18 protein-coding genes are annotated in these 25,762 nt (G+C 36.5%); 10 read left to right on the forward strand and 8 right to left on the reverse strand.

Going from position 1 to position 25,762, the window contains the following annotated elements; translation table 11 throughout:
• Positions 1-4 precede the first annotated feature (4 nt).
• Together AsAng_RS25235 and AsAng_RS25240 are read left to right on the forward strand one after the other, a co-directional pair.
• Positions 5-1,147: an extracellular catalytic domain type 1 short-chain-length polyhydroxyalkanoate depolymerase gene (locus AsAng_RS25235; protein WP_264789909.1), complete on the forward strand. Its 1,143-nt coding sequence runs from the start codon at positions 5-7 to the stop codon at positions 1,145-1,147.
• 56 nt (positions 1,148-1,203) lie between these two features.
• Positions 1,204-2,487: an amidohydrolase family protein gene (locus AsAng_RS25240; protein ID WP_264789910.1), complete on the forward strand. Its 1,284-nt coding sequence runs from the start codon at positions 1,204-1,206 to the stop codon at positions 2,485-2,487.
• 88 nt (positions 2,488-2,575) lie between these two features.
• On the opposite strand, the gene AsAng_RS25245 is transcribed toward AsAng_RS25240, so the two are convergent.
• Together AsAng_RS25245 and AsAng_RS25250 are read right to left on the reverse strand one after the other, a co-directional pair.
• Positions 2,576-2,872 (reverse strand): MerR family transcriptional regulator, encoded by a 297-nt coding sequence (locus AsAng_RS25245; protein WP_264789911.1) that lies wholly within the window; start codon positions 2,870-2,872, stop codon positions 2,576-2,578.
• Between the two features lie 88 nt (positions 2,873-2,960).
• Positions 2,961-3,929, reverse strand: coding sequence for a M23 family metallopeptidase (locus AsAng_RS25250; RefSeq protein ID WP_264789912.1), 969 nt, complete (start codon positions 3,927-3,929; stop codon positions 2,961-2,963).
• 611 nt (positions 3,930-4,540) lie between these two features.
• Between AsAng_RS25250 and alaS the strand changes: the two genes are divergently transcribed.
• Positions 4,541-7,174 carry an alanine--tRNA ligase gene (gene alaS, locus AsAng_RS25255; protein ID WP_264789913.1) on the forward strand — a complete coding sequence of 878 codons (2,634 nt, stop codon included), beginning with the start codon at positions 4,541-4,543 and terminating at the stop codon, positions 7,172-7,174.
• Positions 7,175-7,335: 161 nt separating this feature from the next.
• On the opposite strand, the gene AsAng_RS25260 is transcribed toward alaS, so the two are convergent.
• Positions 7,336-12,633, reverse strand: coding sequence for a T9SS type A sorting domain-containing protein (locus AsAng_RS25260; protein ID WP_264789914.1), 5,298 nt, complete (start codon positions 12,631-12,633; stop codon positions 7,336-7,338).
• 546 nt (positions 12,634-13,179) lie between these two features.
• Between AsAng_RS25260 and AsAng_RS25265 the strand changes: the two genes are divergently transcribed.
• The 5 genes from AsAng_RS25265 to AsAng_RS25285 all read left to right on the forward strand — a co-directional run bounded on the left by AsAng_RS25265 (position 13,180) and on the right by AsAng_RS25285 (position 18,253).
• On the forward strand, positions 13,180-13,737 hold the full coding sequence (locus AsAng_RS25265) for a hypothetical protein (RefSeq protein ID WP_264789915.1): 558 nt from the start codon (positions 13,180-13,182) through the stop codon (positions 13,735-13,737).
• Between the two features lie 209 nt (positions 13,738-13,946).
• Positions 13,947-14,618 carry a hypothetical protein gene (locus tag AsAng_RS25270; RefSeq protein WP_264789916.1) on the forward strand — a complete coding sequence of 224 codons (672 nt, stop codon included), beginning with the start codon at positions 13,947-13,949 and terminating at the stop codon, positions 14,616-14,618.
• A gap of 337 nt (positions 14,619-14,955) precedes the next feature.
• Positions 14,956-15,687 (forward strand): gliding motility-associated ABC transporter permease subunit GldF, encoded by a 732-nt coding sequence (gene gldF / locus AsAng_RS25275; protein ID WP_264789917.1) that lies wholly within the window; start codon positions 14,956-14,958, stop codon positions 15,685-15,687.
• 70 nt (positions 15,688-15,757) lie between these two features.
• A complete protein-coding gene (gene gldG / locus AsAng_RS25280) occupies positions 15,758-17,518 on the forward strand; it encodes a gliding motility-associated ABC transporter substrate-binding protein GldG (RefSeq protein WP_264789918.1) in 1,761 nt (586 codons plus the stop codon).
• A 537-nt stretch (positions 17,519-18,055) separates the two neighbouring features.
• A complete protein-coding gene (locus AsAng_RS25285; RefSeq protein WP_264789919.1) occupies positions 18,056-18,253 on the forward strand; it encodes a cold-shock protein in 198 nt (65 codons plus the stop codon).
• 88 nt (positions 18,254-18,341) lie between these two features.
• Here the strand turns inward: AsAng_RS25285 and AsAng_RS25290 are convergent, their stop codons facing one another.
• The 5 genes from AsAng_RS25290 to AsAng_RS25310 all read right to left on the reverse strand — a co-directional run bounded on the left by AsAng_RS25290 (position 18,342) and on the right by AsAng_RS25310 (position 22,335).
• On the reverse strand, positions 18,342-18,671 hold the full coding sequence (locus AsAng_RS25290; protein ID WP_264789920.1) for a HesB/IscA family protein: 330 nt from the start codon (positions 18,669-18,671) through the stop codon (positions 18,342-18,344).
• Positions 18,672-18,700: 29 nt separating this feature from the next.
• Complete coding sequence (gene iscU, locus AsAng_RS25295) at positions 18,701-19,087, reverse strand: Fe-S cluster assembly scaffold IscU (RefSeq protein WP_264789921.1); 387 nt, start codon at positions 19,085-19,087, stop codon at positions 18,701-18,703.
• Between the two features lie 50 nt (positions 19,088-19,137).
• A complete protein-coding gene (locus AsAng_RS25300) occupies positions 19,138-20,358 on the reverse strand; it encodes an IscS subfamily cysteine desulfurase (RefSeq protein WP_264789922.1) in 1,221 nt (406 codons plus the stop codon).
• Positions 20,359-20,594: 236 nt separating this feature from the next.
• Positions 20,595-21,173 (reverse strand): hypothetical protein, encoded by a 579-nt coding sequence (locus AsAng_RS25305; protein ID WP_264789923.1) that lies wholly within the window; start codon positions 21,171-21,173, stop codon positions 20,595-20,597.
• A 151-nt stretch (positions 21,174-21,324) separates the two neighbouring features.
• Entirely contained in the window at positions 21,325-22,335 is a 1,011-nt protein-coding gene (locus tag AsAng_RS25310; RefSeq protein ID WP_264789924.1) for a T9SS type A sorting domain-containing protein, read from the reverse strand.
• 347 nt (positions 22,336-22,682) lie between these two features.
• Between AsAng_RS25310 and AsAng_RS25315 the strand changes: the two genes are divergently transcribed.
• Positions 22,683-24,308, forward strand: coding sequence for a gliding motility-associated C-terminal domain-containing protein (locus tag AsAng_RS25315; RefSeq protein ID WP_264789925.1), 1,626 nt, complete (start codon positions 22,683-22,685; stop codon positions 24,306-24,308).
• Positions 24,309-24,444: 136 nt separating this feature from the next.
• A complete protein-coding gene (locus AsAng_RS25320; RefSeq protein WP_264789926.1) occupies positions 24,445-25,758 on the forward strand; it encodes an RNA-binding domain-containing protein in 1,314 nt (437 codons plus the stop codon).
• Positions 25,759-25,762 lie beyond the last annotated feature (4 nt).

Below are 25,762 nucleotides of genomic sequence, written 5' to 3' on the forward strand. Positions count from 1 at the left end.
ACCAATGAAATCAATAATTCTGATTGTAAGCTTACTCCTAAGTTGCACTTTGAGTTTTGCTCAAAATGTAACAGGCAATTTTATGCACAATGGACTTAATCGAGCTTATACGCTTTATATTCCTGCCAACTACAATGTAGCAAATACACATCCTATTGTATTTAATTTGCATGGATACACCTCTACTGGAACGCAACAAGCTGCCTTATCCAATATGAATGCCATTGCTGATACGGCTGGTTTTATCGTTGCTTATCCAGAAGGAACACTAGATGCTTCTTCCAAAACCTATTGGAATTCGGGCTATGGAACAGGCGTAGATGATATTGGTTTTATAGATGCTTTGATCGATACCATTGCAGCGAATTATACGGTAGATTTGCAAAGAGTTTATTCAACAGGTTTATCGAATGGAGCAATTATGAGCAATACATTAGCTTGTGCATTGAATCATAGAATTGCAGCTATTGCAGGAGTAGCAGGAACCATGAGTATTTTACAGCAAACAACTTGCGCACCTGCCAATCCAATACCTGTCATGCAAATACATGGTACTTCAGATGTCGTTGTACCTTATTTGGGCAATACTGTATTGTTGGGGGTCGATGCCTTAGTGAATCATTGGAGAGGGCATAATGGTTTAACCAATACGTTTTCAACAACTCCCATTGCCAATACTAATTTGTTAGATGGTTCAACAGCCGAATTAATCCAATACGAGACGGGAGCTTCTTTTCCTGTGCATCTGATTCGAGTAACGAATGGAGGACATAGTTGGCCAGGATCGGGAGTCATTATAAGTGGTACAACCAATATGGATTTTGATGCAAGTGTTGAAATATGGAAATTTTTCAGCCAATACAGCTTAGTAACTTCTACTTCAAAACTAGCCGACGTTTCTCCTGCCAACTGGGTTCGTTTAACAGGAAGTAATCCTATTGTAGATAATTTATCATGGGAGTTGGATCAAGAAGAAGATTACGAATTAACAATCTATGATTTATTAGGAAAAGCAATTGAGCACCGTTCTTTTCAAAATAATAGAGGATGGGCAATAGATATAAGGAGATTGGAAGCAGGAACGTATTTTGCCGTTTATACAAGCCCAACTCAAAAAAAAGCTTTAAAATTTATAAAAAATAAATAGAGGATTATTAGTGTAGCGCACGAGTAATAATCCACGAAGTATTAAACTAGAATACAATGAAGATAATTTCAAAACTATTGCCCTTTTTGCTCTTATTGGCGAATCTCACCATAGCACAAAAAAAGGCTCCTTCATTTTTATATGCCAATGTTACCATACATATTGGCAATGGGGAAGTAATTGAGAATGGTATGATTGGCGTTTCCAATGGCAAAATTGATTTAGTAGAAACGATGGAAGCTAAAGTGGGAGCAAAATACGACGTAACAATAGATGGAAAAGGAAAACATGTTTATCCTGGGTTTATTGCGCCAAATACTCGTTTGGGATTGGAAGAAATTCAGGCCGTTCGTTCGACCAAAGACTATAGAGAAGTTGGAAATTTTAACCCTAATATCCGCTCTATTATCGCTTATAATACCGATTCGGATGTTGTCCCTACCGTGCGTTCTAATGGTGTACTATTAGCGCAAATTGTTCCAGAGGGAGGGCGAATTTCAGGACAATCTTCAATTGTTTATACAGAAGCCAATAACTGGGAAGATGCCGCCTTAGCGTTTGACAACTGTGTACATTTGCGTTGGCCCAATCGAGTGCGTTATACAGGATGGTGGGCTCAAAAAGGCAGGGCAGAAAGAAACAAACACTACAACAAAGGGCTAGAAGCCATACGGGTGTATTTTGATGCTGCTAAGGCTTACGCACAAAAAGAGCATGTCGAACAGAAAAATTTGAAGTTTGAAACCATGAAGACGCTTTTTGCCAAGCAGAAGAAATTAATCGTACATGCAGAAGATGCCAAATCTATGATGGATGCCATTAATTTATTGCAACCTTATGGGGTAGAACTTGTTATCCAAGGAGGAACTGAAGCTTGGAGAATTGCGGATTTTCTCAAAGAGAAAGAAGTAGCTGTTATTTTGCACGATATACATCAATTGCCTCGCAGAGATGATTCAGATGTAGATCAGCCTTTTAAAACGCCTGCAATATTGCAAGCCAAGGGGATTAAGTTTGCGTTTTCTTTAAATAATCAAGGCAGTTGGAATGTGCGAAATTTAATGTTTCAGGCAGGGCAAGCTGTTGGGCATGGACTGGACAAAGAGGCAGCACTTAGCGCACTGACGTTAAATACAGCAGAAATTTTGGGAATCGAAGATAAAGTTGGCAGCTTAGAAATAGGAAAAGATGCAACGTTTATTATTGCTAAGGGAGATGTTTTGGATATGCGCACCTCTATTATAACGGATGCTTTTATGGCAGGTCGCAAAGTAGATCTGGGGGACAAGCAAAAGGAATTGTACGATAAATATATGGATCGATATAACCTAAAGGACTAAGAAGTATTGTCCAATAAAATTAATGGCTCTGCTAGGATTATAAAGACCTAGCAGGGCTATTTTTTTCTACGAGGAAGGTTTTTGGCGCTTAGAAAGAGTCCCTAAGGTGAACCAAAAACTGGCGAATATCTTGTAGTTTGTGGATTGTTTCCTCCTTTTTTTTATTCAATGGTACTTTGGATAATTCTTTTTTTGCCCCCGTAATAGTAAAACCTCGGTTTTTGATTAAGTGGTGGATGGTTAGCACCAATTCTTTTTGTTCTGGCGAATAAACAAACTGACCATTAGCATTGGTCGTTGGGCTAATTTTGAAACTTTTATTCCAAGAGTGCAACGTTTTTTCGCTAACGCTAAGCCCTATTGCCAGTTGGTGAAGTGTAGACATATCTAATGCTTTATTCTTATGAAATAAAAAAAGCCTCCCAAGCAAATACTTAGAAGGCTATCATTTTATTTTATATAAACCTTTTATCCTATTCTATAGACATTGCTTGGTTTTCAGCTGTTGCATCACTTACGAATTGTTTGTATTCTTCTGTACTCAAACCATCCAAGCAAAATGGAAGTGGGTTGATCTTTTTCCCTTTATAAACTACTTCGTAATGAACATGAGGTGAAGTAGATGTTCCTGTACTTCCTACCAAACCAATAACTTCTCCTCTTTTTACCTTTTGTCCAACTTTACACTCTACCTTAGACATGTGCCCATAAAGTGTTTGATAACCGAAGCCATGATCGATAACAACGTTTCTACCATAACCTGTTTTCTTATATTCAACTCGAACTATTTTCCCATCACCAGTTGCATAGATTGGAGTACCTTTACGAGCGCCAAAATCTATTCCCGTATGCATTTTACGAGTTTTGAAAACGGGATGGGTACGATAACCAAAACCAGAAAGGTGTTGAATCTTTTTCTTTAGATTGCGAATAGGGCGAATAGAAGGAATTGCTCCCAACATTTTTTCTTTATCTTGGGCTTGTTTTATGATCGCATCTTGTGATTCCGCAGAAACAGCTAATTGATGTCTTAGTTTTTCTAATTTTTTGCTAGTAGCAATCAATAATTCACTATCAGAAAGATTTCGCAAATCAGCATATTTATCACTTCCTCCACGTCCACCATTCCAAATACCTTGGTCGGTTGGTTCCATCTCAAGAACTTGGCGATAAATAGCATCATCTCTGTCGTGAATATTGTTTAAGGCACTACTCATTATATCGAGTTGATAATTCATGGCCTCATACTTTTGCTTCATGTCAGCCAATTCCTTAGCTTGAGAAGAAGTACTTTTATTCGGGGACAAAGCGAAAATAAGCGCAGTGTAAGCTGCTATACATCCTACCACTCCAGATATTCTAAGCAATTGTTGCTTGAATGACACGTTAGCTTTTTCATAGCGGAGAGTGTGCTTATTATAGATATACTTTTCTTTTCCCATGAGGATAATTAAGTTATTAAAAGGACTAATAATTGTAATTTCGAGAACATTGGATAGAAATCACAGGGCGAATTTACATAGAAATAGGTCAGTTTTCCAAATTTTTGATCAAATTGTTTCTTCTGTAAAACTTTTGGATGTTTGGCAAAATGGTTTTAAATCGTATTCAATTGTCTATTTTTTATAATGCAATAGAATTTAAAGTAAATGTAAGTAGTAAACGCAATTTTTTATTTGGTAAAAGTGGTTCGTTTGGATAAAAATTTTCTTACAGGAAAAATCTTAAGAATCAATTAAAAAGACTTCTACCAAAAGAAATTTGATTATTTAGGAACGAATAGAGTTATTTAAAACGAGTACTTATTATATTTGCATTATTGTACATACAATTTTGTATACAACATATTGTTAAGGACACGTTCTTAATTAACTATTATTTTAGTACAGGACAAAAACATTGAAGAATATTTGTAGGTGCCATTTTATCTAACACCAATATTCAGATCTGAGATAGACGGTTTTGTTTTTAGATTTTAGCCCCATTAAGTTGCTATTAATTCTAATTGTTTTGCCCTTTACTTAGAACTATTATTTATAACATTTTTGAAATCATGATGACGGTAAAAGAAATTCGCCAAAAGTTTTTGGACTTTTTTGAGAGCAAAGATCACAAGATTGTACCTTCTGCTCCAATTGTAAATCAGAACGACCCCACACTGATGTTTATGAACTCAGGTATGGCTCAGTTCAAAGATTATTTCCTTGGAAACCAAATTCCTTCGGCGGCCCGTATTGCAGATACTCAAAAATGTTTGAGAGTGTCGGGCAAGCATAATGATTTGGAAGATGTAGGGAGAGATAGTTATCACCAAACCATGTTTGAAATGTTAGGAAACTGGTCTTTTGGGGATTACTTTAAAGAGGAAGCTATTGAATGGGCTTGGGAGTTGTTAACCGAAGTCTACAAAATGGACAAAGATCGCTTGTACGTAACGATTTTTGAAGGAGATGAAAAAGACAAAGTGGCAGCGGATGAAGAGGCTTTTGAGTTGTGGCAAAAATGGGTGCCTAAGGATAGAATTTTGAGAGCAGGTAAAAAAGATAACTTTTGGGAAATGGGAGCACAGGGGCCTTGTGGTCCTTGTTCTGAAATTCACATTGATATTCGTTCGGACGAAGAACGTGCTAAGTTGGACGGCAAAGAATTGGTGAATCAAGATCATCCTTTGGTGATTGAGATTTGGAATTTAGTATTTATGCAATTTAACCGCCTAGCAGATGGCTCTTTGGTGCCATTGGCTAAAAAATGCATTGATACTGGAATGGGATTGGAGCGTGTTTGTATGGCATTGCAAGGCAAGGAATCTAATTATGACACGGATGTATTTAGTCCCTTGATTCAATTGATCGAAAAAGAGTCGGGCAAAAAATATACAGGTTCTTATGAAAAGGATGCAGATGTAGATATTGCAATGCGGGTAATTGCCGATCATGTTCGTGCGGTTGCTTTGGTTATTGCAGATGGTTGTCAGCCCAACAATACAGGGGCGGGGTATGTTGTCCGTCGTGTATTGCGTCGTGCAGTACGTTATTATTATAGCTTTTTGGATATTAAAGCTCCTTTTATTTATAAATTAATCCCAACCTTGTCGGCTTCTTTTGCGGAGGTATTTCCTGAAGTAAAGGCGCAGGAAAAAATGTTGATGGATACTATAAAAGGGGAGGAAGCTTCGTTTTTGAGAACCTTGGAGAGAGGCTTGAAATTATTTGCAGGTCTAGAGGTTAACAACAAAGAAGTAACAGGAAAAGATGCCTTTCTTTTATTTGATACTTTTGGTTTTCCTTTTGATTTGACTCGCTTGTTGGCAGAGGAAAAAGGTTGGACGGTTGACGAGAAAGGTTTTGAAGCTGCTTTGGTTGAGCAGAAAAAACGTTCTCAAAAAGACGCTCAAAAGGATGTAAGCGATTGGGTAGAAATTCTGGAAGATCCTACTGTTGAATTTGTGGGCTATACTGAACATAAAACGACTGCCAAAGTTATTAAATACCGCAAGGTAGTTGCAAAAGGAAAAGAGCAGTATCAAGTTGTGCTAAACAAAACGCCTTTTTATGCTGAGGCTGGTGGACAGGTTGGCGATACGGGGCTTTTGTGGTTTGGAGATGAAAAGATTCCAGTAATTGATACCAAGAAGGAGAACAATCTAATTGTACATTGGGTGAAACAATTGCCTCAGCAAATAGAGGTAGAGGTCGTGGCTGAAATTAATCGCCAAAAACGTGCTTTGACCGAAAAGAATCATTCGGTGGCGCATTTGGCACATGCTGCTTTGCGTCAGGTTTTGGGGACGCATGTTCAGCAAAAAGGTTCTTTTGTGTCACCAGATAAAATGCGTTTTGACTTTTCTCACACGAGCAAGATGACAGAAGAGCAAATTCGTGAAGTAGAGGAAATTGTAAACGATAAAATTAGAGCCAATATTAGTTTGGTAGAACAGGCTAATGTGCCAATTGACGAAGCACGTGAGTCTGGTGCAATGATGTTATTTGGCGAAAAATATGGAGAGTCTGTTCGTATCATTACTTTTGAAGAGGGCTTTTCTAAAGAGTTGTGTGGCGGTTGTCATGTTAAATCAACAGGAGAAATTGGTTGGTTTAAGTTGGTAACGGAAACTTCTATTGCGTCAGGAATTCGTCGTATTGAAGCATTAACAGGCGCTGCTGCGGTGGCTTATGTGCAGGACGAAATGGCTAAATTGTCAGAAATTCGTGCTTTGTTGAAAAATCCTAAAAACTTAGCAAAAGCATTGCAAGATTTGTTGGATACCAACAAAAAACTAACCAAGGAATTGGATAAAATGGCAGTTTTAGAGGCGCAAATGGCAAAAGATCAGTTGAAGCAATCTGTGGTTAAAATTGGAGGGCTGCACTTTTTGGGAACAACAACATCTATTGTTTCTAAGGATGGTCTTAAACAATTGAGCAATGGTTTGAGTCAAGAGTTTGATAATTTAGTCTTGGTCTTGGGTGGTGTTAATAAAGGTAAGGCTTTATTAACGGTAGCCGTAGATAAGAATGTAGTGGATAACTACAATCTTAAAGCTGGAGATATTATCAAAGCAGTTGCCAAAGAAATCCAAGGTGGTGGTGGTGGACAGCCTGTTTATGCTACTGCTGGTGGTAAGAACCCTGAGGGGTTAAATCAAGCGATTGCTGCTGCTAAAGAATTGATAGAGGCTGCTGTATAGGTTTGTTGTAATACAGTTAATAACATAAATTGAAGCATACTTTCATTAAGAGGGTATGCTTTTTTATGTATCCCTAAAAAATTGTTAGCTACCAAGTCTAAAAAAAATCCCATACTAATAATCATTAGCATGGGACTTTATAACTTTATTTAGTTACCTACTTAAGGTTTGGTGATGGTAAATTTGAGATTTTTATTGGTCGTTGTACTGTTCAATTTTATAACGTAATTACCACTTGGCAAGTGTTCTAAATTTAACTCAACGAGTGTCGAATGCTTAGCCGTTTGGGCATGCACTTTTTGTCCAATACTATTAAACACTTTAATGTTAAGATCTTCAATCAAGATACCTCCAAAATCAACCCACACCGTTCCCTTAGATGGGTTAGGGTACAATGAGATGATATAATCATTGGGTTTTACCGTCAATGCTTTTATTTGGCTATAAGAAATGGACCCATCTATATCAATGGTTTTGATTCTGAAATAATGCGTTCCACCAGTCAAGTAAGGCTCCGTGTGGGAATATTTTTTTAATGGACTTCCATGCACTGTTGCTATCTTTTCATAGGTCAAACTATTATTTTTATACGAGATAGCACGTTCTATTTCAAAAATAGTATGCTCGCTAGGCGTTTCTGTTGTCCATGTTAACAATCCTTTGCGTTCGTCTATTAATTTTGCCTCAAAGGATGTAATGTTAATGCCTAATAAAATGCTAGAAAAGCTAGTTTGTGTTCTCAAGCAGATACATTGTGAATTACTAGGGCTAATAACAGCTGCTAAACTATTTGTGTTGGAACCACAAGGCAAAGGGCTTCCTGCTACAAAAGTTCCTGTATCTTGTAGGGTTTGTCCACTAGCAATTGGTACAGGAACGGTATGACTTCCAATTGGCGAACCAATCGGATTCCCTGTTCCATCAATACAATAATAATCAATAAGAATACCACTTGGAGCATCGAGTCCATTGTTAGTAATCTGTTGAGAAACGGCATAGGCTTGATTGGTACCACTGTTAAACGATCGACCATTAAGGTTGCTAATGACTAAATCTGGTTTTTCAATAATTGCCAGTTCATTAGCTTCTCCTGTTATTATTTTGACAGGACCACAGGGCGTTCCTAAACAATTGATATTTCCTGCAATAACATAACTATTTACCTCTAACTCTTCGTTGTTGGAGCAAAAACCAGCCGAACCACTAATTGCAAAGGAGTAATCCAAGGTTGTTCCTGAGGTAATCCCAGAAGGGTATGGAAATACAAGTCTTGGTCTTCCATTTGTTGTATCCAAGGACACTCCTGTAGGACAAGAGCTACTTGCACAAGTATAAGATCCAGGAGCATAAGTTGTTCCTAAGGGCAAAAATACTTCTGTTGTATCATTGGCAGTAGTCGTATCCCCAATAATGGTCGTTTGAACTCTAATCGTAGTCAATCCAGAACAATGCTGAACCCGAATTGGACTAGGAGTAACTGTCGTTCCCGTATAGGCATTGTATGGGGCTACGGCTCCATCTATTTCAATTTGATTGGTTTTTGTCCTAACCCCGCTACCTGTTGCTGGATTTCCACAAGGTTGATTACCATGAACCGCAAAAGACATGGATGAATTGGAAGAAAAGCCACAGGTAAATTGCAAATCTAGAGAAACCGTAACAAATCGCTCATCATTGGTTTGCGCATTAGCGGTTCCTTTTATGCCATCATTAATTGCAGCTATTTGTGAATGCCCCGAAAGGTTAACGTTAGCTAGATTGGTTGCGATGGTAGGTGTTAAAACTTCTATATTTCCAGAATTTCGTGGATATTCTACTCGGATACTAGAAAAAGATACTCCTGTCGTTCCTCTAATTTCTAAAACAGGATCTCTTAAATCGGCTAATTGGGCACTACTGATTTCCACTACATAAGTAGTATCTGTGCACAAAAGCTGAGGAGTTGTTGGTTGTCTAAGAATTGTGACTTGAACCTCTGAAGCCCGTGGCTCTAACAATAAATTGAGGCTTCGATAACAAGCTGAAGTAATTGCTGAATAGTTGGTGGGGTAAGCACTACAATCCCAGCCATGATTAACCGTTAGTACTTGATTAGAACAACTATTATAAGTTGCATAAAATCTTAATCTTCTACAAGCGTTGCTATTCATCGCTCCTAATTCTATAAAAATAGAGTCATTCGAAACAACATAAGGTATCGCCACTTCTGTCCCTGATGTAATATTAAAGATACTTTCTACATCAATATTAGCCTGAGGAGGGATAAACAACCAGTTGTAATCAATATCTGCCCCACTTGTTGTATTACACAATTCTATGTCCCAAAATACCGTGTCTTGTACTCCATCCACAACTGGTGTCAAAGCTTGAAAAGACCAAGATGGAGGGGTAAATTCTAAACGAGCGGTTGCGACAGAACTTCTACTTTGATGAATGGTAGAATCAGGGTGATAGGCAAACTCCTTATAGTAATTCCATGCACGCATGGTCTGAACAGGAGGTGTTTCGCAATTCCCCATAATCTCAGCTTGAAAGGAGGGATAATAAGTAGATATTTTATCTCTGTCATTATACCCTGTTGTAGGTCTATAGATTGTCACGGTATCTCCACTAATAGTATGTGGTAGAACCGTAAAACCAGCCGCATTATAAAAAGAAAAACGATTGCCTGTATATGCATAATTAGGAATCACCATTTTTGTAGAATCCCAATGGCTAGGTGGTCGATACTCGCCAGGGTGATCATCCCCTGTGCTTGCTCTGTGCGTAAAATAGAGGTAAACATTTCCTGGGCTACAATTGGAAAAAGGATAGGCACGACTTGGTCCCCATCCAAAGCCAACTTTCTCATATTGCGCTTTGTCTCCTAGGCTATCACAAGCAATGGTTACATTACCAGTAGCTAAAGTTGAGAAATTCGCTCTAAAAGGATCTATTTGAAAAAGCGTTTGATGGGCGAAATTACTGCCAAATGTGAATTTAGCTTGGAGGCAAATCGTATCTGCACTATAAGCATTAGAGCCATCTACTCCTCCATATAGGTAAGTGCTATTCACAGAATCTACATACCTAGATAAGTCCATGGTATACGTATAATTCTGCCCCCCTAAATGCGTTAGGTTGGCAGGCATTCCATCCAAAACAAAGCTTTGATAACCGCTTCCAGAGGAAACATCATTGATTAATAATTCGCCTCCTACAAAAGTCAATAGATCCGTTCCTCCATTTGGAATTGTTAAATTGATATTGAATAAGAGATTTCCAACAGCAGTATCACTCATATATGCCTTGGCTTCAATCAACATCGTATCAAAAGGATAATAAAACTTTGTTTTGTGAACCGTAGGATTTAATGTAACCAATGCTGTTTGGGTATTGTCTGTATATCCAGGAGTTGTTCGGCTTGCATCAAAAGAATAGATAATGGGACCGTTGCAATTGGTATTACAATGGGTCAATATATTAGACAGTTCCCCACAATGAATTTGTCGGTAAAAACAAGTATCCCCAGGACTCCCACAGAAATAGTTGGTGGTATAAGGGATGCTAGTAATTGCAGACCCTGTGAATGTTGCACAGTCAAATGTCAATGGAAAGTGCAAGGTGTCGTAAATATATCTGTCCAATGTATAGGTAACGATATTTCCTACTTTAGTAATGGTAGGATTGTACGGTGCCAACTCCGTATCCAAATTAGAAATAGCAGAGGTTGCTGTATCTATTCCCGCAGGCAATTCTAAACTAATACTCCATTTAACATTGCTACCTGTTGTCATGCTTTCTCCTCGACAGAGATAACCATTGTTATAAAAATGAGGTCTAATTCCTACGGTGAAATTCTGCCCATCAAACACATCTGTAGGAGAGCTAGTAAGCGTATTAATCAGATAATCTCTAATGATATTTCGGTATCCTAAGTCTCTTCGAATTGCTGGACGATCTAATAAACATTGATCTTTAAACGATACATCAAAGTATTTGTGTTCCCAGCCCATGTAACTATAATAATGACTATCACCACAATTGGTTCGAGGGGAAGCCCAATAGTCAAAAGAAACAGAAAAAGTTTCTCCAGGAGCCAAATCATCAAAGAAGCCATCTCCGTCTAAATCTTCTAAACCACCAGGACCATCTGGGTTGGTCGTTAATAAATTTTGAATCAAGAAAGAGGCTGTTCCATAAGTGCTATTATTACCAGCATTGTTAGCGTAAGCCAATGCAGAATCATTAACGGGGGTAGAGCCGATGATAAAATTATTCCAATATCTCGTATCTTGTCGATTACTTCCCCAAAGAGAATTACTAGCAGGAGTTGCAATAGCAGAACCATTATGCCCTAATCCAAAAACAACGGCTACATCGTAGGCAATTGCGCCCCCTAGAGGGCTTGTAGCGGTAGCCGTATTGGTAATTTGTAAGGTATGGTTGATGGTATCACACAGCTCAGGAGCTGTTGTTCCCCCTACTTCCGAAATGGTGAGTGTGGGGGCTCCATTCACAAAGGAAATAGAACCATTTTGAGGCACTGCTTCTTGGCAAATTTGATTGCCATTGCAGCTCCATCTAGCATGATGTTTCATGCTTAAATTGATACAAGTATTGGCGGAAAAAGATTCTGTTAGGATCAAATCTTCTCCATTTTCAAAACAATTGTTACCATTGCCAACGGCACCTGAAAATGGGGCAGCATTCAAATCAATGGTATAAAATAGAGTATCGGCTGTATTGCTACCATTGGCAACAGTACTCGTAGGAGTTAAATTAGTGGCACCAAAACGAAGTTGGTAGTTGTTAATGTCTCTTCCTACCACAACAAAATGTTGAAATTGCTGAATGCAACTATTGCCTCCTTGTCGAATGGTGATGTTTCTAGATTCAGGAGTCGTTAATGTTGTATTTACATTATTAATTGTTAATATACTCAACGAAACGAAGTCAGCATTGTAAATACCATAAGTGGTATCGTTGTCAACTCCATTCTCAGCGATGCTATTGTTTTCATAATTAATGGTTATGCTATCTTTAAAGGCTCTACCAGCCAACGCATGAGCAACCGCAGGACAAGAGGCTACCCGTGCGATTGTAAAAACAACTTGATCTCCTACTCCCCACAAATTTGCAGGAAGACCATTATTACTAATGGCCAAAACAGGGGCTCGTAAGTCGCTAATATTTACTTCTGAAATGGTATAAGTTGCCCCTCCTGAAGTTATTGAAGCAGAGCCAGCAACATAACTAATACCAGGGGGCATTGTTAAAGTAATTTGAAAATTATTAAGAGATGATGTTTTTGCCGTAACGGTATACGTTCCATTTGCCGAACCTTGGCAAATTTCTACATCATTATTAGATTGGTCAACACGATATCCTGAGGTGTTGAGCTGAGCTTGAATGTTGATTGCATTAAATAGCAATAGGATAACAACTAAAACGGTAAGTTTTAAATCTGTTTGTATCACTGGGAGTTTTTTTAATGAAAAGTATCTCTTTATAGATAAAAGCAGCTAATATAGGATAATTGTAATATTAATTACAAATCAAGTTTATTAAATATTCCTACGAAGCAGTAATGAAGCCAATTGTATATTGATTTTCCTGTAAAGTGAGGATTGAATTTTGAGGGAGTAGAAAAATTTAGGCAGGCTGAATGCTTTTATAATAAAAAATTGAAAAACTTAAATAGTGGATGTGCTTATTTAAGATTGAGCAATTTTAAATGGACTATATGACCAATAAAATAGATTGATTGTTTAAAAAATAGGGCTGTAGGAGTGATGTTTAAATAATGGAAAAAATCTACTTTATGGAAGGTTGGGCGTAAACTGGAATTCTATGTATATATGAAAATGATTTGATTTAATTTATTGTTAATCAGTGTTTTGTTGTTGGTGATTTATAATCGTTATATACCTATGGCACTTCTGTTGTATTATCATAGATATTCTTCCACCATTAGCACGAGTTAGAATTATTACTATCTAATTGCTATTTTAAATACAACCGATATGAAAAACTATTACGCTCTTTTGTTGTTGGTCATAATAGCAAGTCAAAATTATTCTACAACAGCTCTTTATGCACAAAGTATATTTTCTTTGCAGTCCAGTGGACTAATGCTAACAGATTGGGACATTCAATCTAGTGATTTTATGCCTAATCGAACTGCTATGAGGGAGATGGATTTTCTGAGCCATCATTTTTTAACCCTGTCTAACCAACGGCATTTTTCTTATATTAATCCAATGTCTTCAGAAATTACTAAAAACCTCTATAGCCAGAACATACCGTTGGTCTTATTTGCGACAGCAACAAGAGGAAATACTCAGCCAATTTCATTCGAAAAAACAAACCTAGCTCCTTATGCTCCTACCTATATTCCAAGTAGTTCTACGCATTGGTATGTAGGCGATCGATTGTTTGCTGTAGATAATAGTGCATTTTTCGGTATTGAATTTGATTCATCTTTTGCTTATAAGAATGGTGTTATTCGTATTGGAGACAGTTCAGAAAAAGCATTGGTGATTTTGGTGAGTTTAAATTTGCCTAAGAAAAAGCTCTTTTAGTTTGATTAATAGTGTTTTGTGTCTGGTGAAGGATAGGAAAAGGGGCTTTGGGGGAGAGAAATATGGAAAATTGCCGATAATTATAATTTAAAATACAGAACCTAACGAACAGTACGAGTTTAACGTTTATCTTTGTAAATACTACTAACAAATAATATGAATGGTTTGTTATAAGGAAAAATTAATAATTATATAAATAGAATAAGAGCATGAAGGTGATTGGATGGATCTTATTGTGTTGTTGCACGTTGCTCCTCGTGCCAGCCCAAGCACAGAAAAAGATAAAAAAGGGCTATAATTTTATCGATGGTGTTTATACCAGCCATTTAGATTTTAAATCTAATAAGCCCAGTTTTCCATTGTATAGAATTCCTGCCTTTGATTACCAATTGGATGGAGAAAGAAATTTGTTATTTTTGTCTGAAGAATCTATGGCTAAATTATCGACCTCAGAGATAAAGTCTTTGGATAATATTTGGGGGCTTTGTATCAAAGGGAAACCTTATATGAAAGTGAGCCCCAAAGGAAAATCAGGCGTTGTCTATTTTGTTAGTTATCATATTTTAGGACGAATTTGCTATTTGTACTATCCCTCTATAGAAGATAAGGAAGTAGAAATGCTGATTTATAATCCTTACTCAGGAAATCGAGTAGGACGAAAAACGGTCGTGAATAGAGAGCGAACTTTAGTAAAAAAAATCATGCTATTTGAAACTGGTGCCTTAGAAGATTACAATGCTGAAAATTTCAAAAAATGGGCTAAAGACGATGAACGTTTAATGAAAACATTAGACAGTATGTCTAAGGATGAAATAGAAGAAAAACTATTTAAGACCATAAAAATTTACAACGATAGACATCCTATCTTTGAAGAATCATAACCTATTTGCCCCAACTATTAGGTTGTGTAATGTTTGTAAGGGAGTCTTAAAAACTCAATAAACTCTTAAAGTATTCTTAATATAGAATTTCTTTCTTATGCTCAGATAAGGAAAGGAATAGATTCTACGTTTTAGAATGCAAAAAATGCTACATTTCTGTACATTTGCCTTTAGGGCATCTAGATTTTTTATTTTTTAAAAATCTATTGATCAATCGTAGGTCAAAGAATCTCTCAAAACTGTATTTTTGTTCTCCCCAATAGATTGCTTGTTGTTGAATGGATGCGATTGGTAGTCTGGGGATCAAAAATTATTACTCTAATTATATCAGAACAGTATGCTTAGTATTTTTAAGAAAGAAGTCAACTTGTTTTTGAGCTCTTTAATTGGCTATATTGCCATTGGTGTTTTTTTGTTGGCAACAGGATTATTTTTGTGGGTCTTTCCAGATTATAGTGTTATTAATTATGGGTTTTCAGACTTGGGGTCCTTTTTTAGGATGGCTCCCTATGTATTTTTGTTTTTGATTCCAGCAATTACCATGCGTACCTTTGCAGAGGAAACCCAAACAGGAACAATGGAACTCTTGGCCACTCGTCCTATTAGTGATTGGGAAATTATTTTAGGCAAATACCTAGCATCTGTTTTTCTCGTATTACTTTCTATTCTTCCGACCTTTATTTATTACTATTCTATTACTCAATTGGGGATGCCCAAAGGGAATATTGATGTGGGGGCAACAATGGGCTCCTATTTGGGACTTTTTGCCTTAGGAGCGGTGTTTGTTTCTATTGGTGTTTTTTGTTCCTCTTTGACCAGCAATCAAATTATAGCATTTATGTTAGGTTTGTTTTTGTGTGGTTTCTTTTACGATGCCTTTGCCAGTTTATCAAGATTGCCTATTTTTTATGGAACCAGTGATGCTTTGGTAGAAGCCTTGGGAATTAATTATCATTATGCCTCTGTCAGCCGAGGATTAATTGATTCAAGAGATGTGATTTATTTTATCAGTATGATTGTTGCATTTCTCGCATTCACCAAATTTGCGCTCGAAAAAAGAAAATGGTAAACAGGGATTGTGTTACCAGTTGGTCTAAAGTACATTCAAATCTATAACTCTTCAAACGGAAGAACCAAACATGCAAAATTCACGCTTTATACAATCGCTAGTTAGTTTACTATTGGTACTAGGGATTTTAATTTTTCTAAATATTATATCCAGTTTTTATTATTCTGATATTGACTTAACAGAAGACAAACGCTTTACATTAAATGACGCTACCTACCAATTGGTAGAAGAGTTGGACGAAGTCTTAACGATAGAAGTGCTATTAGAGGGCGATTTTCCCTCCTCTTTTAAGCGTTTACAGAATGCTACCGCTGATTTGTTGAGCAAGTTAAGAAGTCACAATTCTTCGATTCAAATTCGTTGGATTGATCCTATGAGTGGCACAGAAGAAGAAAATATTGAGAATGGAAAAAAACTACAGAAAGATGGTATTTTGCCCATCAATTTGACCAAATCGGCAAGAGGAGGCAATGTACGCAAGGCAATGTTGGCTTTCCCTTATGCAATTGTACGTTACAAACAACAAATGCGTATCATTCCCTTATTAGAAACAACGGGAGGTTATAATAAGGATTATACAAGGATGGAAGCGATTAACCCATCTATTAATTTATTGGAATATAAGTTTGCCAATGCCATTCAAAAACTTCAGATGAAAAGCCGCCCTCGTATGGTTTTGTTAACAGGACACGGTGAGTTGCAACGCCCTTGGACAGAATCATTGGAAGCTGCTATGTTTGAATATTATGACATTGCTCGACTAAATTTGAATGACGTAACGCATATAGATACCAATATCCATGTTGTTATAGTACCAAAACCAACTCGAAGATTTCCCGAAAAGCATCTTTTTATGATGGATCAGTACCTTATGAATGGAGGGAAAATCATTTGGTTGATTGATGCACTTAATATGGAAGCCGATAGTTTGAAACAAGCAGGGGTATTTATGCCCAATGAGCATAAGTTAGACATTAATAACTTTTTATTTAATTTTGGTGTTCGAGTTAATCCCAATTTGGTTTTAGATTGGGAGTCTAGTGTCATTCCTGTTAATGTAAGCCCTACACCTGATAATCCACAGATCGAATCTCGCAAATGGTTTTACCACCCTAAGGTGTATCCTTATATGACTCCTCTAGATGCTCAGGCAACTGGAGACAATACCATACAACACCCTATTGTTCAAAACTTGGATTTTGTGGATACCCGTTACCCTGCAAGTATTGATACCATAAAAACAAGAACCTATATCAAAAAAACGCCTTTGTTGCGTAGTTCTCAATATACCAAAGTACAATTTCCTCCAGTGAGAGTGAGCATTGATATTATAGACAAAGGAATAGAGCAGGCTGCTTTTAACAAAGGAAATCAAAATATTGCTGTTTTGTTGGAGGGTGCCTTTACCTCTTATTATAAAAATCGAGTATCTGCGGAGATGCTAGAAGGGCTAAAACAATTAGGGCAACCGTTTAAAGAACAAGGAGTTCCCAGTAAAATGATTGTTATTTCAGACGGAGATATTGCTAAGAATGCTTTGGACCCAACCAATCGACGAAAAGCTACTCCATTGCCCTTAGGAGTCAACCCTTTTGATGGGTACAATTATGGCAATAAGGATTTTTTGATGAATTGTATGGAATATATGATTGACAACAAAGGGATTATTGCTGCTCGAAACAAAGAAATTAAATTGCGTCCATTGGATCAAGAGCGAGCATTTATAGAAGAGACAAAATGGCAAATGATTAATATGGTCTTTCCTATATTAGTATTAACCATTTTTGGATTTTTATACACTTTTGCAAGAAGAAAGCGGTTTACCCAATAATATTGGACTAATATTATCCATCCTATTTCGTGGAAAACCCAAACCCAGTTATGCTGGCTCATAAGCGATAGCGCATATCACCACGCAGAACCCAGCTTGCTGGCTCACGAGTGATAATGAACCGACCTCAGGGAGCTCATAAGCGCTAGCGCACTAGCTAACCTAGCAGCGCAGCTAATCACATCAGATTGATTATTAGTATAGTATATTCTTGTTTTGCTACTGAAGTGCTGGTAATCAATCTTATGTAAGATGCTTTTTTGTAAAAAAGGCAAAAAAAATCACGAAGTATTACTCCAAATAGGGAACTTTATATGCATTCCTGTCCTTATTCATATAAAGGGAATGTTATTTTCTATTAATAATTGTCTTTTTTTAATTGAAATAGGAATAAAAAAACTAGAAATTTAGCAATAGATTGCTTTCCTTTGTATAGTAATCACATAGGTGGTTACGAATTAAATTTATGTTTTTGGTGTTTTGATTATAATTAAAACATCATGGTAATGTGTATAATTACACACAAAATTTTTTATTATGGGTACCAATACTGGAACTGTAAAGTTCTTTAATGAAGAAAAAGGTTATGGGTTTATTAAAGATGATAACGATAACGCTGATTACTTCGTTCATGCAAAAGGTTTAGTAGACCAAATTACAAAAGATGACCGTGTGTCATACAATCTTGAAGATGGAAGAAAAGGAGTGAATGCAGTAGGAGTACAATTGATTTAATTAATTCCTATTGAATAGAAATAAAAAAGAGCCTTGCATTTTGCAAGGCTCTTTTTTTATGAAAAAGATTCTTTGCTCGAATCTTTAATTAAACTGCAAAGCTTTCACCGCAACCACAAGTTCTAGATGCATTAGGATTGGTAAAATGGAATCCTTTTCCATCTAATCCACCTGAAAATTCTAGCGTAGAATCAAAGAGGTACAAAAAGCTTTTGAGGTCTGTAACAACCTTGACCCCATTGTCTTCAAATACCTGATCTTCCGCTTGTGATTCATTGTCAAAATCCATATTATAAGACAAACCAGAACAGCCACCACTTGTTACGCTAACACGAACAAAATAGTTTTCGTCAAGATTTTCATTATTCGCACGAATATATTGGATTTGTTTTTTTGCGCTCTCTGCTACAAATATCATAACAAATGATTTGAAAATTTCTCAAATAATTATTCAGCATTTTTGCTTTGGTAATCCTTAATGGCAGACTTAATCGCATCTTCTGCCAAAACAGAACAGTGAATCTTTACTGGAGGCAACTCTAGTTCTTCAACAATGTCCATATTGTCAATAGAAGAGGCCTCATCCAATGTTTTGCCTTTTAACCATTCGGTAGCCAAAGAAGAAGAAGCAATGGCAGATCCACAGCCAAATGTTTTAAATTTTGCGTCTTTAATCACGCCAGAATCTTCATCCACCTCAATTTGTAGGCGCATAACATCGCCACACTCTGGAGCCCCAACTAAGCCTGTTCCGACATTTTTTTGATTTTTGTCTAAAGTACCTACGTTTTTAGGCTTTTTAAAATGGTCTAATAGTTTATCTGAATAAGCCATGATTTTATTTATTTAAATGCTATAAAAATAGCGAGTTATCAAAAATAGAATTAATGTTCGCTCCACTCTACAGAGTCTAGGTCGATACCTTCTTTGTACATTTCCCAGATAGGAGAGAGGTCACGCATATGATTTACACCATCTCTAATGGCTGCTATTGCATAGTCAATATCTTCATCTTTTGTAAAACGCCCCAAACTGATGCGAAGCGAAGAATGCGCCAAGTCATCCCCTAGTCCCAATGCCTTTAAGACATAAGAAGGCTCTAATGAAGCAGAGGTACAAGCAGATCCTGAAGAAAGCGCAATGTTTTGATTAAAGGTCATCATAAGCCCTTCCCCTTCTACATGTTTGAACGATAAGTTCGTCATGTGCGGCATTCTATATTCTGGATGACCATTAAAGACCACTTCTTCTATTTTCATCAACTCTGTTTCTAATTTATCTCTCAATTGAGATAAGCGAGCTGCATCGGCCTCCATTTCATGCTGGCAGAGTTCACAGGCTTTGCCCATTCCAACAATACCAGGAACATTAAGTGTACCAGAACGCATACCACGCTCATGTCCACCACCGTCTATTTGAGCTGTTACTTTAACCCTTGGGGCTTTTCTTGAGACGTACAATACACCAACGCCTTTAGGACCATACATTTTGTGGGCACTAAAAGCCATTAGATGTATTCCTAGTTCTTTGACATCAACAGGAATCTTTCCTACCGCTTGTGTCGCATCAGACATAAACAATACTTTGTGTTTGACACAAAGATCGCTAATTGCCTTAATGGGTTGAACAACCCCAATTTCATTATTGGCAAACATGATAGATACCAAAACTGTTGTTGGACGAATGGCAGCTTCTAATTCTGCTAAATCAACCAAGCCTTGACGGTTTACTTTTAAGTAAGTAACTTCGTAACCTTCTTTTTCTAGCTTTTTGCAAGTATCTAAAACAGCTTTATGCTCTGTTTCTAGCGTTATAATATGATTTCCTTTTCGTTTGTACATTTCTGCCACCCCTTTGATCGCTAGATTGTCTGCTTCTGTCGCACCAGATGTGAAAATAATTTCACGAGGATCTGCTCCAATTAGATCTGCAATTTGTTGTCTAGCCTTATCTATTGCGCCTTCGGCAGCCCAGCCGAAAGGATGGTTTCTACTAGCTGCATTACCAAAATGTTCGGTAAAATAAGGTAACATAGCTTCTACGACTCTAGGGTCAACAGGAGTTGTAGCATTATTATCTAAGTAAATAAGTTTTTTGTCAGACATTGTTTGTTATTTGTTATTGTATTTAGATTAAATCTAATCTAAGTACAAAAGTAACACTTTTTAGAATTAAAGTGTTCGATAAAACGTCAATTTTTTGTTTTCTTTTGCGAAAAAAGGCAAGATAAGCCTAAAAGCTTGTGGGTGATGGAATAACTTGGTTAAATTTATACACAATTATGGAGCTTTAATTGCTAGTAAGGAGATCTTTTTGCAGGTAAAAAAAGAAGTTTTTTAAGTTAGAAAATAGCTTTTTCACTAATTCTAAACCATTTGCAAAATAGGCGTTCTGTTAGGTTAATTTTATTGATTCTTCCATAGTCATCTTCTAATCCTTTTGAAGCAAAAAAACAATGCTTTTTGGAAGCACCAATTACCCCTTTATATTGCCAAATATGTTTTCTACCAATGCTTCTAATATGATGCCTAAGCCCTATCCAATGAGGCCCCTCTAGATAATATTCTCCTGTGTTTAAAGAGCGGATAGCTTCGCTAAATGACATGTTTTCATTGCCATCATTATCTTCCATTTGCGCTCTTTTAGCCATTGCAGCAAAACATAGATTGGCATAATTGAAGACGGACTTATCTTTTAAAAGAATAAATTTTGATTTTTTAGTGGCTTTGTTCAACTCACTCTTACTAAAGGATAATTCTTTGCCATCTCTCATTATAACATAGCAATTGTCGTCTTTCCAATAATGATTAAAGATATTATTAAGACCAAAAATTTCTATGCCTGCTTTTATAATGGCGATAGATACGCAATTTCCTGTACCACCTTGCTTAAAGGCTTTTATTAGTTTTCGATTTGTCATAGATTGTATATTTTTTATAACAAATAATATACTTAATATTTTGATTTTTATGAAAAAAAATCAACTAAAAATAAGAGCAACCACATTTCAATCTCTTGTTTATAAATAAAATAGATCAAAATGTGGTTGCTAAAGAGTACTTGAGTATGATTTATTGTTTTTGTATTTTTCGAACTGAGTTTTTAGTTTTTAGAAAATAAATACCCGTTTTTAATGCAGCGACATTTAAGCTACTGTAACTGGGGTGTTGATCGATGATAACAGCATTGCTTACCTCTTTTCCCATTGCGTTGAACACTCGAATTGACGAACGTTCAGAAAATGGCCCCGTTAGTTTTAGTTGGTGATCCACAGGATTGGGAGATACGGTTATTTTGGGATAATTATAAGCGGATTTAAATTCAGCTACAATGACATTAGAATAAGTAAATTTCCCATCAAAGTCAACTTGCTTTAAACGGTAATAATTATAACCAACAACAGGATTAAAATGGGTTAATGCATAATCCAGTTCAAGGCTAGAATTTCCAGCCCCGTCTACTTTGTCTAGTAGGTTCCAATCTAGTCCATTGGTCGAATGTTCTAGGGCAAAAAATGCATTGTTAATTTCAGTTACTGTAGACCAATTGATTTGAGCGGTTTGGTTGACGATGGCTACTTCAAAACGTTCTACTATAATAGGTAGAGTATTGGGAGCGCTAGCCAAAGAGACATCATTGATAATTAGACCACAAGTTGAGGTACTTGTTCCATCAAATGTTATGGTATGTGTTGTAGCCGTTGCAGTAAAGCTAAAGCTTTCATTGACCCAAGCAAAGGCTGTCCCATTTCTAGAAACGCTAGTAGACAAAGCTCCTCCATTGATGTTAATGTCCATAGATTGTAAGGTGGGACCACAGTTAGTTCTTCTAGAACAATCAAAAGAAAGAGTGTAAGTATTGCCTATTGTAAAACCTGTAATCGTTTGGCATAATCCAGCAGCAGCGTCTACCTCTGCTACTCTGTTGGAAGGATCAAATCCTCCATAAACCGTTTCGTTATTTCCTGCTTCTGGTGCGCAACTCCAATTACTGGAGCCACTGTCAAAACTTCCATTAATAATTGTTTGGGCGTTAGCAGAGCTAACCATTAAAAGTGAGAATAGGAGTAAAAGTGTTTTCATTTAAATCGTTTTTTTTAATATAGAATTATTGTAAAATACTGAAAAAGAACGAATTGTAGTGTGGTGCATTAACGGGAATAAAACTAAAATTACCAAATGTTGAAAAATATTTTTTTTGAAAAAATACGTTTAATTTTGAATTTGATGCTTCTTGTTCTAAGTCTTTAAGTTCCTAGATTTTATCAATTCTTATTTGCTAATAAAGTTTGAGAAAAGTAGAAGTAAATTCTATATAAATAAATATTTATTTGGTTTTTTATATTGAGAAATAGAGAAGAATGTTTTTTAATTTTAACGACCTAATAATTATTATAGATGATAAAGAAATTTTATAAAAATCAAAATCAATGATATTGTCTAGATTACTTACTTTTATTTTAACCTGTGTGCTATCTTGTGCGGGATTGGCTCAGCATCAAGTCTATCTTGCTACTTGGGATTCCTTGTATTTGGCGGATGTGTCTACTTGTAGTGTTCAGTTGATTGGGGCTACAGGGAGGTTATTATATGATATTGCCCTAAATCCTGTAGATAATCGATTATATGGGATAGATGGAAGTGGGGATTTATGTACTATTAATAAAAACACAGGGGCAACAAATGTAATTGGGCAAGCAGGAGTGATGACTTCTCTAACCTTTACCAAAGATGGAACGTTATATGGAGTTTATGGGAACAGGCTTTGTACGATTGATCTTCTAACAGGCGCTAGGACAGTAGTGTCTATAATGTTAGACGCTGCTAGTGGTGATTTAGCACTTTGGAATGGTAAATTATATTATCCTGGGCATCGGTCTCAACTTCATTTGATAGAAATTGATCTTAATAACCAATATAGCGTTAAATCGATTGGATATTTTCCGTCATGGGTGCCTTTTCTGTATGGCTTAGGGTCGCTTGGTTGTGATTCTAAATTATATGGGTTTCATGAGGGGCATGTTTATACCATTACGCCCTCAGATCTTTATGCGAACCCATCTACCAATCCAGTTTTTGTTGGCATTCACTGTTGGAACATTATTCCAGATTATATACTAGGAGCTGCTTCTTTGGCAGAGGATATAAATTTAGAGGAATTAAATTTAGGAGATGATCTTACTTTGTGTGAAGGAGAAACCATAACGTTAAATCAATCAATTCCTAATGCCAATTATTTGTGGCAAGACAACTCTATCAATAATGCTTATACCGTTACGAGTGCTGGTACTTATACGCTAACGGTGTCTATTGATACCTGCACAGCAACGGATAGCATAATCGTTGATTATATCCATAAGCCTGCGCTCGATCTGGGAAACGATACCATTATATGCGAGGGGAATCTATTAGAATTAGATGCAACAACTGCTAATGCAAGCTACCTCTGGCAAGATGGGTCGGTCAATTCGACTTATCTTGTGAATCAAGGTGGAGCTTATGTTTCAAGCGTTACAGTTGATAATTGTACCAGTATTGATACCATCAATGTAACGTACCAGTCTCCTCCTTTGCTCTCGTGGGATAGAGAGGCAACCATTTGTGAAGGAACGACCATTGTTTTAAATGCTGAAAATCCTACGGCAAGCTATTTATGGCAAGATTATTCTACGAATTCTAGTTTAAATGTTAACCGTACAGGAGATTATTCGGTTACTGTAACTAATTATTGTGGTCAGGTAGAACAGGAAATCAGAGTAGAAACAAAAGAATGTAATTGTTTTAAGGGAATTCCAGATGTGTTTACTCCTAATGAGGATGGTATTAACGATACTTTTCAACCTCTTAAGAAATGTGATTTAGAATTGGTTGCTTTTGAAATTTTTAATCGCTGGGGACAGGTGGTTTATAAGATGGACGATGCAATGGAAGCGGTTTGGGATGGTACATTTAGAGGGAGTGATTGTCCAACAGAAGTATATGTTTATCTATTGCAATATTATAATGATGATGGTGATGTAGAAACGAGAAAGGGAACAGTGACATTGATTCGGTAATCATTTGATAGGCTTGTTGTAAATGGAGCAGGCTTAATTTTTTGCGTATTGTTTTGTCATAGTCTGATAAACAGCTTTTTTTTTATAAATTAGGAGTTGATCAATTCGTAAAAAAAGCTTTAAATAACATTCAATAATGGCAGAAAATAATCGCATTGAATACAAGGAAAAATTGACACTTGGATTAGAAAAAGAGGTGGTTGCCTTTTTGAATAAAGATGGGGGAGTGCTATACATTGGCGTAAACGATAATGGTCAGGGAGTTGGAGTCGATAATTTGGATGGTGATATGCTTAAAATTAAAGATCGCCTTAAATATAACATTTCGCCTTCTTGCATGGGGCTATTTGATCTTGTTCGTGAGCAGTTGGATGGAAAAGAGGTGATCAAAATTATACTAGCAAGTGGGGTGGAAAAACCTTATTATATCCAAAAAAAAGGCATGTCTGAAAAAGGTTGTTTTATCCGTATTGGTACAGCTGCTGAACCGATGGCTAGAAAGATGATAGACGAATTATATGCCAAACGAACACGAAATTCTATTCGAAAAATTAAATCCAATAAACAGACCCTTAATTTTGAACAACTTAAAATATATTATCAAGAATCTGGAAAAGAGTTGAATGAGAGTTTTGCTACAAACTTAGAACTGCTGAATGAAGATGGCTTTTTTAATTATGTAGCTTATCTACTGGCTGATAGCAATAATATTTCCATCAAAGTTGCTAAGTATGCAGGAACCAATAGAGTAGCTTTAATAGAAAACAATGAATATGGGAATTGTTCGTTGATGAAGGCAACAAAATTAGTGTTGGATAAAATAAATTTGGAGAACAAAACCATTACTCAAATAACAGCTCAAGAACGAGGTGAAGTTCGCTTATGGAATCCTATTGCTTTGCGTGAGGCTATTGTTAATGCGCTGGTTCACAACGATTATACAACTGAAATTCCTCCTAAGTTTGAACTGTTTGAAGATAGAATAGAAATTACTTCAACAGGAGGTTTGCCTAGAGGCTTGAGTCAAGTAGAGTTTTTTGAAGGGTATTCTGTGCCTAGAAATAAGGAAATTATGCGGGTGTTTAAGGATATTCGTTTGGTGGAGCAGTTAGGCTCTGGAGTGCCTAGAATTCTTAGGAGTTATGGAAAAGAATGTTTTAAGTTTTCTGATAATTTTCTTCGCATGGCTTTCCCTAAAATCATAGGTGGTACAGTGGGTGGTACAATAGGTGGTACAATAGGTGGTACAATGGACGATTTGACCAGTAAACAAAAAGAGGTACTAGAAGCTATTTGTAAGAATAACAGACTTTCTTATAGAAAACTTGCGGAACAAATGGGGATTAATTTTTCGGCTGTTCAAAAACATATTGAAGTACTAAAAGAAAAAAAATATATAGAACGTGTAGGAGGGACAAGGGGGTATTGGAAGGTGAATTTAGGAGCGTGATTTG

The organism is Aureispira anguillae (genome assembly GCF_026000115.1).
Lineage (GTDB): Bacteria > Bacteroidota > Bacteroidia > Chitinophagales > Saprospiraceae > Aureispira > Aureispira anguillae.